The sequence below is a fragment of the Paeniglutamicibacter psychrophenolicus genome, assembly GCF_030812255.1.
In the GTDB taxonomy this organism is placed as follows: Bacteria; Actinomycetota; Actinomycetes; order Actinomycetales; family Micrococcaceae; genus Paeniglutamicibacter; species Paeniglutamicibacter psychrophenolicus_A.
Window position 1 is genome coordinate 55,958 of record NZ_JAUSSH010000014.1, and the last position, 13,372, is coordinate 69,329.

8 protein-coding genes are annotated in these 13,372 nt (G+C 69.5%); 3 read left to right on the forward strand and 5 right to left on the reverse strand.

The window, feature by feature from the left end:
- Nucleotides 1–230 precede the first annotated feature (230 nt).
- The 4 genes from J2T21_RS16510 to J2T21_RS16525 form a co-directional block, all read right to left on the reverse strand.
- On the reverse strand, nucleotides 231–1,082 hold the full coding sequence (locus J2T21_RS16510) for a MetQ/NlpA family ABC transporter substrate-binding protein (RefSeq protein ID WP_307582802.1): 852 nt from the start codon (nucleotides 1,080–1,082) through the stop codon (nucleotides 231–233).
- Between the two features lie 131 nt (nucleotides 1,083–1,213).
- A complete protein-coding gene (locus J2T21_RS16515; protein ID WP_307582803.1) occupies nucleotides 1,214–1,894 on the reverse strand; it encodes a methionine ABC transporter permease in 681 nt (226 codons plus the stop codon).
- A gap of 3 nt (nucleotides 1,895–1,897) precedes the next feature.
- Complete coding sequence (locus J2T21_RS16520; protein WP_307582805.1) at nucleotides 1,898–2,890, reverse strand: methionine ABC transporter ATP-binding protein; 993 nt, start codon at nucleotides 2,888–2,890, stop codon at nucleotides 1,898–1,900.
- Between the two features lie 413 nt (nucleotides 2,891–3,303).
- Nucleotides 3,304–3,984, reverse strand: a complete 681-nt coding sequence (locus tag J2T21_RS16525) for a 3'-5' exonuclease (RefSeq protein WP_307582807.1) — start codon at nucleotides 3,982–3,984, stop codon at nucleotides 3,304–3,306.
- Nucleotides 3,985–4,103: 119 nt separating this feature from the next.
- Here J2T21_RS16525 and J2T21_RS16530 point away from each other — a divergent pair, with 119 nt between their 5' ends.
- From J2T21_RS16530 to J2T21_RS16540, 3 genes are read left to right on the forward strand one after another with little or no spacing between them, the layout of a single operon-like run.
- On the forward strand, nucleotides 4,104–4,547 hold the full coding sequence (locus J2T21_RS16530) for an MGMT family protein (RefSeq protein WP_307582808.1): 444 nt from the start codon (nucleotides 4,104–4,106) through the stop codon (nucleotides 4,545–4,547).
- Nucleotides 4,548–4,555: 8 nt separating this feature from the next.
- On the forward strand, nucleotides 4,556–8,023 hold the full coding sequence (locus J2T21_RS16535) for an ATP-dependent helicase (RefSeq protein WP_307582810.1): 3,468 nt from the start codon (nucleotides 4,556–4,558) through the stop codon (nucleotides 8,021–8,023).
- Entirely contained in the window at nucleotides 8,020–11,595 is a 3,576-nt protein-coding gene (locus J2T21_RS16540) for an ATP-dependent helicase (RefSeq protein WP_307582814.1), read from the forward strand. The genes J2T21_RS16535 and J2T21_RS16540 overlap by 4 nt, the downstream gene beginning before the upstream one ends.
- 145 nt (nucleotides 11,596–11,740) lie before the next feature.
- On the opposite strand, the gene J2T21_RS16545 is transcribed toward J2T21_RS16540, so the two are convergent.
- Nucleotides 11,741–13,228 carry a phosphotransferase gene (locus J2T21_RS16545; protein ID WP_307582816.1) on the reverse strand — a complete coding sequence of 496 codons (1,488 nt, stop codon included), beginning with the start codon at nucleotides 13,226–13,228 and terminating at the stop codon, nucleotides 11,741–11,743.
- Nucleotides 13,229–13,372: the final 144 nt, after the last annotated feature.

A 13,372-nucleotide genomic window follows, 5' to 3' on the forward strand; every position in this document is an offset into this window, starting at 1 on the left:
TCACTGGGCAACAAGTGCAGCCAGCGGCCACGGGCTGCGGGCCGGCGGAACCCGCCGCCGGAAAATCGGGGGCGCACCAATAGACGCGGGCGCGGGCGCGGTCCGCGTTCCAACGAAAACGCGGTGCGTGGTCCCCACCCGGAAATCCGGGGTGGGCCACGCACCGCGTCGGTGCTCCGCGCTAACGGAAAAGTTGCCGGGCGAGCCGATGGCAGCCTGGCGGTGCTGGATTAGAAGGCGGGGATGACGCTTCCGTCGGTCCAGGTCTTCTTGATGTAGTCTCCAACCTCGGGGGAGTGAAGCAGATCTTCGAGCTTGGCGATGGCCGGGGTCTTTTCGCCTTCACGCCAGGTGAGGAAGTTGGCGTTGGGGTTGTTGACGGCCGATTCCTGGGCAACGACCTCGTCCAGGTTCAGCTTCGCCTGGGCGATGTAGTTGCCGTTGATGATGGACAGTCCGATGGTCGGATCCTCGGCGTAGAACTTCGGAACCTGCTCGGAGTTGACTTCCTTGAAGGTGAGCTTCTTCGGGTTCTTGGCTTCGTCGCCCTCAAGGGTCAGGGCCGAATCGGTGTCTTCGAGGCCGGTGAGCACGCCGGCGCTTTCCAGGACGCGCAGGCCGCGCAGCTGGTTCACCGGGTCGTTGTTCAGCAGCACGACGGAGCCTTCGGTGACGTCGGCGATGTCCTTGAACTTCTTGGAGAAGACGGTCAGCGGCTCGACGTGGATGCCCGCGCCGTGCTCGAACTTGTATCCCTTGGACTTGACCTGGTCGGCGAGGTACGCCTCGGTCTGGAAGTAGTTGGCATCCAGGGTCTTGTCGGCCAAGGCGATGTTCGGCGTCTGGTAGTCGTCGATCTCGGTGATTTCCAGGTCGATGCCCGCATCCTTGGCCAGGTTCTCATCGATGTACTGGAGGATCTGGGCATGCGGGATCGGGCTGGAGCCGACCTTCACAACGGTCGGGTTGGCCGGGTCGAGGGATGCTTCCGCGCTGGGGGTGGTGGCAGTGCCGCCTCCGCAAGCCGTCAGTGCGAACAGCGTGGCGACACCGGTCAGGGCAAGTGCGAGTTTCTTACGCATGTGATGCGCTTCCTTTTCATCAAGTTCCGTTGTCGGCGACATCGGATAACAAACGCAGCTAGCGGCTACTGGCTGCGCACCTACGGGATGAACCGTCGGAATTCTTTGGTGCCGGGATTTCTCCCGGGCGGTTAGCGGTGGTCGACGAGTCGGGCCAGCCAGTCGCCAAGGATCTGGACCAGCTGGACCAGGACGACCATGATCACGATGGTCACGATCATCACGGTGCCGTCATAACGCTGGAAACCGTAGTTGTATGCCAGGCGGCCCAGGCCGCCACCGCCGACAAGTCCAGCCATCGCGGAGTACCCGATAAGCGTGACCACCGTCGTGGTGGTTGCCGCGATAATGCCGGGCAGTGCTTCGGGCACCAAGACCTTGCGCGTGACCTGCATCTTCGTCGAACCCATGACCAGGGCCGCATCGATCTTCCCGGTGGAGACGTCGCGCAGCGCGGATTCCACCAAGCGCGCGAAGAACGGGATGGTGCCGATCGTCAGCGACACCGAGGCGGCGACCGGGCCCAGCGAGACGCCGACCAGCAGAGTGGCGAACGGGATCAGGGACAGCATCAGGATGGCGAAGGGGATGGAGCGGGTGATGTTGGTGATGATGCCCGAAAGCACAACGTTCAGCCAGGGGATCGGGGTCAGCCCGCCCTTGGCGGTGTTCAGCAGTAGGACGCCCAGTGGCAGTCCAACCAGGACCGTGAAGAAGCCGGAGATGCCGGTCATTTGCAGGGTCTCGAGGAACGCCGGCCACATGGCCTTGGTGATGCCGGGGTTGGTGACAAGATCGTTGAAGAAGTCCATGGACTACTTGGCCTCCTTGGGCGTCACGGCAACACCGTTGGCGAGCAGGTGGTTGGTGATGGCGGTGATGTCCGAGCCCTCGGGAAGCTGGATGCGCAGGTGCGCGAACTGGTGTTCCCCGAGGGTCTCCACGGAACCCGCAAGCACGTTGACGTCCACATTGAAGGTGCGGGCGATCGAGGAGATCACCGGTTCGGTGGCCTGGGAACCGGAGTAGAGCAGATCCAGGACGACTCCGGCGGGAAGATCCACAGGAAGCTTGCCGGGCATCGGCAGCAGGGCCTGGGAGAGGCGCCCGGCCGGGTCGGCGACGACCGTGGCAATGGCACCGTGTTCGACGATGCGTCCGGCTTCGAGCAGCGAGACCGAATCGCAGGCCTGCTTCACGACGTTCATTTCGTGGGTGATGATCAGCACCGTGAGGTTCAGCCGGTCACGCACGGACTTGATGAGCTCGAGTATCTCATCGGTGGTCTTGGGATCCAGCGCGCTGGTGGGTTCGTCGCACAGCAGTACATCGGGATCCGAGGACAGGGCGCGGGCAATGCCGACGCGCTGGCGCTGCCCTCCGGAAAGCTGGGCCGGGTATGCATCGGCGAACTGGGTCAGTCCGACCAGTTCCAGCAGGGCGTTGACCTTTTCGGCGATCTTGGCCTTGGGGGTGCCGATGAGTTCCAGCGGGAAGGCCACGTTCTGCGCGGTGGTGCGCGAATCCATCAGGTTGGCGTGCTGGAAGACCATGCCGATGCGCCGGCGTGCGGTGCGCAGGTCGGAGTCGGAGACATTGGCCAGTTCCTGGTTGTTCACGGCAACGGACCCGGAGGTCGGGCGGTCAAGCAAGGTCAGGCAACGGACAAGTGTTGACTTGCCGGCGCCGGAGTGGCCGATGATGCCGTGGATTTGGCCGGCATCGACGTGCAAGGAGACTCCATCCAGGGCGACGACGGTGCGGTCGCCCTGCTGGTAGACCTTGCGCAGGTCAGTGACTGTGATCAAAAGGGGGATGTCCTTAGCAATCAAAAAGTAAAGGGGGTACCAGACATTGAATCACTGTCGAACGATTGCAGCGCAATCGTGGCCGTTTCTCGACTTTCTTCGCAACGGCTCTCAACGGTACCGGGTTTGGCTGCCGTTTCCTTGGGGGAGCGGAGGTTTTTTCGAATAATTCGCTGGTGAGGCGGGCGTAAAAAGGTGCTTGGGGTTACCGAAGCGTAGGGTGAGCTGGCCCACCCGGTGCGATCGGCGGGGAAATATTGCTTCATGTTGCGTGGACGCCGGCGGGATTGGCTCCGAGACGTGCCGGTCGGGGGTGCGCCGGTGACAACGGTGCCGCATGCCTGGGCTTCGCCCCGGAAACGCCGAAGGGACCCCCTGGGGGATCCCTTCGGAGCACGGCGTGCGGTGCCTTGCTAGGACTTGACCGGCCACTGGCCGTCGACGACGGCGTCGGGGTTCTTGCGGCGGAAGTATTCCTGGAGGCTTGCTGCCTGCTCCGCCGCCCACTTGATCTGCTGCGCGTGCAGTGCGGCGGGGTCGGCCTGCAGCTGGGGGTATTTCGCGGCCTGTGCGTCGGCAATCCCAATGGTGGCGGCGGCATCGGCCTCCGAGGTATGGGCGTTGAGCAGCGGAACGCCGTAGAACTCGCTCATCACCGAGAGGTTGCGCTTGCCGCGACGGTACTTGTCGACCTGCTTGTCCAGGACGTAGGGGTCGATGACCGGGGCCGGGACGATCGGGGCCAGGCCGTGGCGCTTGGCTTCGCGGTCGAGCACCGTGAAGTCGTAGGCGGCGTTGAAGGCCATGACGGGCATGGTGAGGAACAGGTCGGCCAGGAACGCCGAGATTTCGGCGACTGCGGTGGCCGCATCCATGCCGTCGGCCTGCGCCTTGGCGGTCGAAATGCCGTGGATGGCCGCGGCCTCTTCCGGGATGGCCACGCCGGGGTTGACGAGCCATTCCCTGGTCTGCAGGATTTCGGAGCGCCCGTTGACCACAAGGATGGAGGCGGTGACGATGCGTGCATCGAGCGGGTCGCGGCCGGTGGTTTCGAGATCGAATGCGGCGCGGGGGAGAGTATGCCAGGAAGTCATGGCCTCAACGCTACCGGGAACCTGAGACACTTTGGCGATCCGCAGCGCGCTTGTGGATGAACAGCGGGCCCGACCCCCGATAATGGGTGTGGATGGGCACGGCACGTGAGGAGACAACCTTGGACCAGTCAGCACGGACACCGGTTCCGGAGACCGGGGGAGCATTGGATCCCCCGGGAGCGACAGGAGCTGCTGCCGAGGCGGGACTGGAGTACGACGAAGCGGTGTTTGCGGTGGTCGCCATGATTCCCACGGGGAAGGTCCTCTCCTACGGCGACATCGCCGAACTCCTGGGGTCCGGTGGCCCGCGACAGGTGGGCAAAGTGATGGGGCGAGGGGGATCGGAGGTCACCTGGTGGCGGGTCATCCGCTCCGACGGGACCCTGCCGGCCGCCTTGCAACCGGTTGCGGCCGGGCACTGGGTGCGGGAAGCGACCCCGCGCACCGAGGCCCGGGTGCGGATGAGTCTCGCTCGCTGGGTGCCGACCGAGGCAGACCATGCGCGCATCGGCCGGGTGGCCGAAGCGCTCCCGGTTACAAAACGTCGCCCCCGAATGATCTGATGGAGCACATGGACACCCTCGCATCCGCCCCGGAGACCGTGGCAACCGCCCCGGTCGATTCCCTGGCTGCCGACCCGGACCAGCAAGAACTCCTGGAGCTGGCACCCGGCCATGGACCGGTGCTGGTCCTGGGCGGACCGGGCACCGGGAAGACCACCACGCTGTTGCGGGTGCTCACGCACCGGCTGGATGCCGGGCTTGACCCGCAGCACGTGCTGGTGCTTTCCCCCACGCGTGCCGCCGCGGCCACGTTGCGCGACGACCTGTCCGCCGGCACCGAGAAGACGTTCTCCGAACCTGCCGTGCGCACGTGGTCGGCCTACGCCTTCGACCTGATCCGCAGGGCCCGGCTCGACGGTCTGCTTCCGGCGCTGCAGCGGCCGCCCCGGCTGCTCTCGGGGCCGGAGCAGGACACCCTGATCGGGCACCTGCTCGAGGGCCACGCCCTGGGGATCACCCCCGGGCCGGAGTGGCCCGAGTCCCTCGGGGAGGCCATCGGCACCCGCGGCTTCCGCAAGGAGCTGCGCGAACTCTTCGACCGGATCTCGGAGCATGGGCTGGAGGCCGGTGCGCTGCAGGATCTGGGGGAGTCGCTGCGCCGTCCCGAATGGGTGGCAGCGGCACAGTTCTACCAGGAATACCGGGACCTTTTGGACCTGGGCAGCGCCGAGGCGTTCGACCCGGCGGGGCTCCTGGCCGCCGCCGCAAACATCCTTCAGGAGAACCCGGAGTTCCTGGAAGCGGAACACGAGCGCCTGCACCTGGTGATGGTCGATGACCTGCAGGAGGCGAACCCCGCGCAGCACCACCTGCTCTCGCTGCTGGCCCGGGGCCGGGACCTGGTGGCCTTCGCCGTCCCGGACAATGTGGTGCAGGGTTTCCGCGGTGCCCGACCCGACATGCTCGGCGAGTTCGAGGCACGGCTGGGCACCGGGAACACGCCGGCGCGCACCCTGGAACTGCGCACTTCCTACCGGTTGAACCCGGAGTTGGCCGAGGCCTGGGGCAAGGTCGCCAGGCGCATCCCGGTTGCCGCCGGAGGCGCCGGAAGAAAGCTGGAATTCCCCGACGCACCGGCCGCCGCCGACGCACCGGCCGCCGCCGACGCACCGGCCGCCGCCGACGCACCGGCCGCCGCCGACGCACCGGCCGCCGCCGACGCACCGGCCGCCGCCGAGGTGCTGGAGACGGCCGCGGACGAGGGAACCGAAACCGAGGGGCAGGTCTCCGGAAACGACGATTCCGGTGCCCCGGAATCTGGCTGCCTGGAGGTGCTGCTGGTCGATTCGCCGATCCACGAGGAACGCCTGGTGGCCCAGCGCCTGCTCGAGGAACACCTGATCAACCACCGTCCGCTGGAGTCCATGGCGGTGATCCTGCGCAACGGGTCCCAGGTCCGGTCCATGGCCAAGTACTTGGCCGGGGCCGGGATCGCGGTGAACACCCCTCCGGCCGAAACCCCGCTGCGCGAGGAACCCGCCGTGCGCCCGCTGCTGGATCTGATGTCCCTGGCGCTGGCGCCCGGGGCGCCGGCGGACCCGCTGCTGCTGCAGGAACTGCTGATGTCCCGCTACGCCAACGCCTCGGCACTGGACGTGCGCCGGCTGCGCCAGGGCTTGCGCCGCCACGAGGTCGCCCAGGGCGGGAACCGCTCCAGCGCCGAGCTGCTGGCCGGAATGCTCGACGAGCTGGAACTGCTCGAGACCATGGGGCGGGAGGCCGCCGGCGCCCGACGCCTGGCCCGCATGTACCGCGCGCTGCGCGAGGAGCTGGCCGGCAGCAACGTGAACGCCGAAACAGCACTGTGGGCCCTGTGGGCAGCCAGCGGCATGGGGGAGAAATGGAGCGCCGCAGCGCTGGAGGGCGGCATCCTGGGCACCCGTGCGGACCACGACCTGGATGCGATGCTGGCGATCTTCCAGTCCGCCGAACGCTTCGTGGACCAGCTGCCCGGCTCCTCCGTCGCCCAGTTCGTTGAGCACGTTTTGGGCCAGGAACTGCCCATGGACACGCTGGCCAGCCGCGGCGGGTCCACCGCCTCCGTCCAGGTGCTCACCACCGCGGCGGCCGCCGGGCGCGAATGGGACCTGGTGCTGGTGCCCGGGATGCAGGAAGGGATCTGGCCCAACACCAAGCTGCGCGGCGAGCTGCTCGGCGGCGGTGCGCTGAGCGACGTCATCGAGCACGGCCCCGAGATCCTGCCGGTGCGCAACATCGCCTCGCTGATCCGCGAGACCCGGGCCGACGAGCTGCGCACCTTCGCCAACGCGATCTCCCGCGCCCGGGAGAAGGTCATCGCCATCGCCGTGGCCTCCGAGGACACGGCACCCTCATCGTTCCTGGACATCGTGGACCCCGTCGGCGCGGTCCAGGGACGCGCCGCGGCCTTCGTGCCCCGGCCCCGGACGCTCGGCGCGCTGGTGGCGGAGCTGCGCCAGGCGGCCGAGGCCACGGCGCTGGACGATGCCCGCGGGCCGCTGCACCGCGACGCCACCGCGGTGCTCGGCGCCCTGGTGGCCGCACCGCACCCGATCCGCGGGGCGCACCCGGCCAGCTGGTGGGGGCTTGCCGAGTCCACCTCCCACGGGCCGGTGGTCCCGCCGGGGGAGCCGGTGAAGGTCTCCCCGTCGAAGGTCGAGTCCGTGATGAACTCCCCGCTGAACTGGTTTGTCCAGGCCGCCGGGGGAGAGGCGGCCACCGACTTCGCCCGGTCCCTGGGCACCCTGGTCCACTCGATCGCCGAGGAGCACCCCGAGGCCAGCGGCGGGGAGTACCAGCGGGTGCTTGACGAGCGCTGGGGCGAGCTGGAAATGCCGCAGAACTGGGAGGGTGCCCGGGACCGCGAGCGGGCCGAGTCGATGCTGAAGAAACTGGCGCAGTACAACGTGATGATGAGCACCGAGAAGCGGCGCCTGATCGGCCGGGAAATCCCCTTCGAGGTTCTCATCCAGCCACCCGGGTCCGTGGACGTGCCGGGACCCGTGGACGTGCCCGGATCCGACGCGCCACAGACGCCGGCCGATCCGCGGGCTCCGCGTGCCGCCTTGCTGCGCGGCGTCGTGGACCGGGTGGAAGCCGATGCGCAGGGCAACCCGTGGGTCGTTGACCTGAAGACCGGCAAGTCCCAGCCCAGCGGCAAGGACGTCGAACGCCACCCGCAACTGGGCGCCTACCAGGCCGCGATCATCAACGGGGCACTGGCCGGGAAGACCACCGAGGAGCTCACGACCGTGCCCGCCGGCGCGTCGCTGGTGCAGCTGGGCACCAGCACCAAGACCCCGCGCGAGCAGGCCCAACCGGCCATCACCGAGACGGACTGGGCCACGCCGATGGTGCTGGCCGCCGCGCAGTTGATGGGCGATGCGGACTTCCTCTCGCGCCACGACCCGGCCCGCGGCGGGCGCAGCGGAAGCAACTGCCGGCTGCCGGGGATTTGTCCACTATGTTCCGAAGGAAGGCAGGTCACCGAGCCATGAGCCGCACCCAAGAAGCCGGCCAGGCGGAGGCCGTGTCCGCACCGGGCCTGGGCCGCACGGAGCCGCCGCGGGTGTATTCGCCCGAGGAGCTGGCGGAGATCCTGGGCCAGCACCAGCCAACCCCGGAGCAGTCGGCGATCGTTTCCTCGCCGCTGGAGCCGCTGCTGGTCATCGCCGGAGCCGGGTCGGGCAAGACCGCGACGATGGCCGACCGGGTCATCTGGCTGGTCGCCAACCAGAAGGTGCGCCCCGAGGAGATCCTCGGGGTGACCTTCACGCGCAAGGCCGCCGGGGAACTGGCCCAGCGCATCCGCGGGCAGCTGGAAAAGCTGGCCCGCTCCGGGCTGCTTGAACTCGAGGACGAGGGCCTGCTGGATCCCTCGGTGTCCACCTACCACTCCTACGCCAACACGCTGGTGAAGGAGCACGGGCTGCGCATCGGCGTGGAATCGGACACCGCGCTGCTGGGCACCGCCCAGGCCTGGCAGGTCGCCGCCGCGGTAGTCGAGGGCTACGCCGGGGACTACGAGCACCTGGCCTCCTCCAAGAACACGCTCATCGATGCGGTGGTCACCTTCGCCGGGGAATGCGCCGAGCACCTGGTGGACCCGGTGTACGCCAAGGAATGGATCGATACGCTGGTGGGCCGGCTCGAGGCACTGCCCTACCGGATGGACAAGCAGGCAGCGCCCTCGCTCGATGCACGCAAGCTGCTGGACAAGCTGCGCACCCGCGCCACCATCGCCGAACTGGCCGTGGACTACGCACGGGCCAAGGCCGCCCGCGGCGCCCTGGACTACGGGGACCTGGTGGCGCTGGCCGCCCGCATCGCCCGGGAAATCCCGGAGGCCGCGCACAGCGAACGGGCGAAGTTCAAGGTGGTGCTGCTCGACGAGTTCCAGGACACCTCGCACGCCCAGATGGTGCTGTTTTCCTGCATCTTCGGCGACGGGCACGCGTTGACCGCCGTCGGGGACCCCAACCAGTCCATCTACGGGTTCCGCGGGGCCAGCGCCGGGCAGCTCTTCCGCTTCCCGACCGAGTTCCCGGCACGCCTCGACGGCACCGGCGGCCCGGGGTCCGGGGACGGCACCGGCGGCCCGGGTTCCGGGGACGCCGCAGGGAGCCAGGACCCCGGGCGGTTGCGTCCGGCCTCGGTGGCCTACCTGTCCACCGCCTGGCGCAACTCGGTCAACGTGCTTTCGGCGGCCAACGCGGTCTCCGCGAAGCTGAACTCGGTCGCACCCTCGGGCATCTCGGTGCCCTCGCTCAAGCCCAGCGCCTTCGCCGGGACAGGAGCGGTGGAACTGGCCCGCTACGCCACCGGCTCCCAGGAGGCCGCGGCCCTGGCCTCGCGTTTCCTGGCCGAACGCCGTTCCTTTGCCGCCGCGCACGGCCGGAACCCGTCGATGGCGGTGCTCTGCCGCACCCGCTCGGCGCTGATGCCCATCGCCCGCGGCCTGGAGGACGCGGGCATCCCGTACGAGATCCTGGGCCTGGGCGGGCTGCTGGGCATGCCCGAGGTCGCCGACATCGTTGCCACGCTCAACGTGCTGGTGGACCCGAACCGCTCCGACCACCTGCTGCGGCTGCTGGCCGGGGCACGCTGGCGCATCGGCCCGCCGGACCTGATGGCCTTCGCCGACTGGTCGCGCTTCCTGGCCCGCCGCCGCGAATTCGCGCTCAAGGACGGTGTGGCCGAAAACCTCGACGCCCCCGAAAGCACCGAGGAAGTCACCCGCGGCGAGGCCCGGGCCGAGCTCAACGACGCCGCGAGCCTCATCGAGGCGCTGGACCACCTGCCGCACCCCGACTGGGTCTCCGGGGACGGGCGCGCGCTGGGGGCCGAGGCGCTGGGGAGGCTGCGGAAGTTGCGCGACGAGCTGCGCTACCTGCGCGGGTTCATCGACGACGACCTGGAGACGCTGCTGCGCGAGACCGAACGCACGATGGGCCTGGACATCGAGGTGGCCGCCAAGCCCGGGGTGGGCATCCACGAGGCCCGCCGCCACCTGGACGCCTTCGCCGACATCGCCCAGGACTATTCATCCACCTCCACCCGGGTCGACCTGGCCGGGTTCCTGACCTGGCTGGAGGCCGCGGCCGAGAAGGAGGGCGGGCTGGCGATCGTGCCCGGGGAGCCGAACCCGGATGCGGTGCAGTTGTTGACCATCCACGCCTCCAAGGGCCTGGAGTGGGACGTGGTCGCGGTGACCGGGATGAACGAGGGCATCTTCCCCAGCGCCAGCGATTCGCGCTGGACCAGCGGGGATGCGGCGTTGCCGTGGCCGCTGCGCGGGGACAAGCACGACCTGCCGCAGTGGGACACCGACCAGGAGTCGCTCTTCGACGTGGTCAAGGCCGAGGCGATGTTCAAGTCCGAGGTGCTCGCGCACGCCGAGCTGGAGGAACGCCGACTGGCCTATGTCGCGCTGACCCGCGCCAAGTCGCTGCTGGTTTGTTCGGCGACCGCCTGGACGGGCACGCGCACCAAGCTGACCGAACCCTCCAGCTTCCTGCTGGACATGCGCCCGCTGTCCGAGGGGCCGGCACCGTCGGCGACGACCACCCTGTGGGTGGCCGACGAGGACGCACCGGAGGCCAACCCGTTCCGCGAGGCGCCGCTGGAGGCCCGCTGGCCGTACGACCCGCTCGAAGGCCCGGTCGTCTCCGGCGGCGGGGTTCTCCGTCCCCGCCCGGCCGGACGCCGCGCCAAGCTGGAGGCCTCGGCGGCGGCGGTGCTCGAAGCCGCCGCGCTGGCCAGGGAAGAGACCCGCGACGGTTCCGGCGGGGATTCCGGCGCCGGGCACCGGGAACCGGCAGCCGGCGGCCAGGGGCCCGCGACGCAGGAACCCTGGTTGACCCCGACCGGCAAGGCCTGGTTCCACGAGGCGGAGCTGCTGCTGGCCCGCAAGGCCCGGGAAGCCGCCGAGGAGCGGACCACCGCGATCCCGAAGCACGTGCGTGCCTCAGTCTTCGTGGACCTGGCCACCGATGCCGCCGCGGTGCTGGCCGAGCTGCGCCGCCCGGTCCCGCGCCGCCCGGGCACCGCCGCCCGCCGCGGCACCGCCTTCCACGCCTGGCTGGAGGAGTACTTCGATTCCACCGGGATGCTGGAACTGGGCGACTACCTGGAGGCCGCCGACGCGTACATCGACGACGCGCTGGACCTGGAGGACATGAAGGCCGCGTTCCTGGACTCCGAATGGGCCAACCGGCAGCCGGCGTTCGTGGAGGCCGCGATCGAGACCCGGATCGGCCCGGTGTCGGTGCGCGGGCGCATCGACGCGATCTTCCAGGAGCCCGACGGGGCCTGGCTGCTAGTGGACTGGAAGACCGGGCGGGTGCCGCGCGGGGAGGAACTGCGGATCAAGGCGCTGCAGCTGGCGGTGTACCGGCTGGGCTGGGCGCGCCTGCGCGGCATCGACGTTTCCCAGGTCCGGGCGGCGTTCTACTACGTGGGCTCCGGCACCACCATCAGGCCGCACGACCTGGCATCCGAGGCCGAGCTCGAGGAACTGATCACCGCGTCCATGGCCCAGCTGGGACGGGTCCCGGCCACCGGGGGCTAGACACGGCACACGACCGAGGCCGGACACGGCAAGCGGCAAGGCGCCGCCCCCCGCGTTGGGGGTCGGCGCCTTGCCGCGTGCGAAGCCGAGGCCGAAGTTGAAGCCACGGGCGGTCCGGCGCCATCGAGGCGCGGGCTGCTGCCGCCTACTGCTTGTCGAGCTTCTGGATCGGGATCGCGGAGGTCTCGGGTTCCGCTGCCGCTGCCGAACCTCCGGATGCCGGGGCATCCTCCGCGTTCGTTCCCGCCGTGTCCTTGTCCGGGTGTTCCTGGTTGCCGGCTTCGCCGCCCGCCTTGTTGTCCGAAGGATCCGCGGCAACAGGCGCCTTCGGGCCATCGGAGTTCGCGGACCCGGGTGCAGAAGCCTCGGCTGCCGAAACCTCGGATCCCGTGGCCGCTGAGGTCTCGGGTGCCGGCACCGGTTCCTTGGATGCCACCGGCGCGCTGGCCGGCTGCATCGGGGCTGCGGTCGGGATCGGCGGGGATGCCGGAGGGGCCGGCGCGGCACTCACGGGGGAGGGCAGGATCCGCATCGCGGAGGTTTCCGGCTCTGCGGGTTTCCCGGCGGGTTCCTTGTCCTCGGCGGTGTCCTTCGCGTCGTCGGCGCTGTCAATCCCGGTGACGGTGACGCGTTCGTTGGAGGGAACCGGTTCGGGCGGTGCGTTCGCGGGCTCGGGTTTGGCCGCCCGCGGGGGCTCCACCACGGAGATGGGCTGGCCGCCGTATTCGGCGATGTCCGAATCCAGTTCCTCGAGCATGACCTTGGCCTCGGCGATGCGCTCGGCGTCGCCCCCGGCAATGGCCTTGACCAGCCACTGGGCGAGGGCGAACTCGGCGGCCAGCGCCGCACGGCGCATGATGTGCGGATCGGCGCGGTCCCCGCGCACCGCGACATAGCTTTCGAAGGCGGCCTCGGCGAAGGACTGCTCGTGCACCGCCGCCAGCCAGGCGAAGTCGTCGGCCGGGTCCCCGACCTGCAGGTCCGTCCACCCGGTGACCGCCACGACCTTGGCGTCCTGGACCAGGAGCTGGTCTTCGTGCAGGTCCCCGTGGATAACGGTGGCGTTGAAGCGCCACAGCGCCACGTCCTCCAGCGCGTGTTCCCAGCGCCGCAGCAGCCGCGAGGGGATCATGCCGGTGGTGGCCGCGGCGTCCAGCTCGTTGAGCCGGCGCTGGCGCACCTGCTCGGCGGTGCAGGAGGGCAAATCCGCGCGGTCGATGGCGGAGGCAGGCATCGAGTGGATCGCGGCCATCACGGTGCCCAGGTCCCGGGCGCAGCGCGAACCCTGCGCCACGAGGTCCTCCAGGGAGAACTGCTTGCCGGGCAGGTGGTTGTAGACGAAGGTGCGCAGCGGGCCCTGCCGCACGGTTCCGGCGACGGAGGGCAGCTGGAAGGGCAGCGAGGCGCGGATGCCGGCGGAGAAGGCGCGCAGCGCGGCCAGTTCCGATTCCAGGCGCATCGACGCTTCCTCGTGGCGGGGGGAGCGCACGCGCCAGCGGTTCTTGGCGGCGTCGACGATGAGCACCGAGTCGAAGTCATTGCCGTCGTCCGGCAACGAGGCCACGCCCGTGGGCGCCAAGCCGGGGACCGCAGCGGTGGCGATGGCAGCGAGTTCCATGGGAGAGCGTTTCACATCCTCCACCGTAGACCGCGAGGGCTGTTCGAGTCCTGCCGTGCGGCGGCGAGTCGCGTGTTTTGCGCCCATTCCCCGCCCGCCGCCGGCTTTCGTGCATCCCCGGGGCCGGGCCAGGCGGCTGCACCGGCCGCCGGCCCGCCC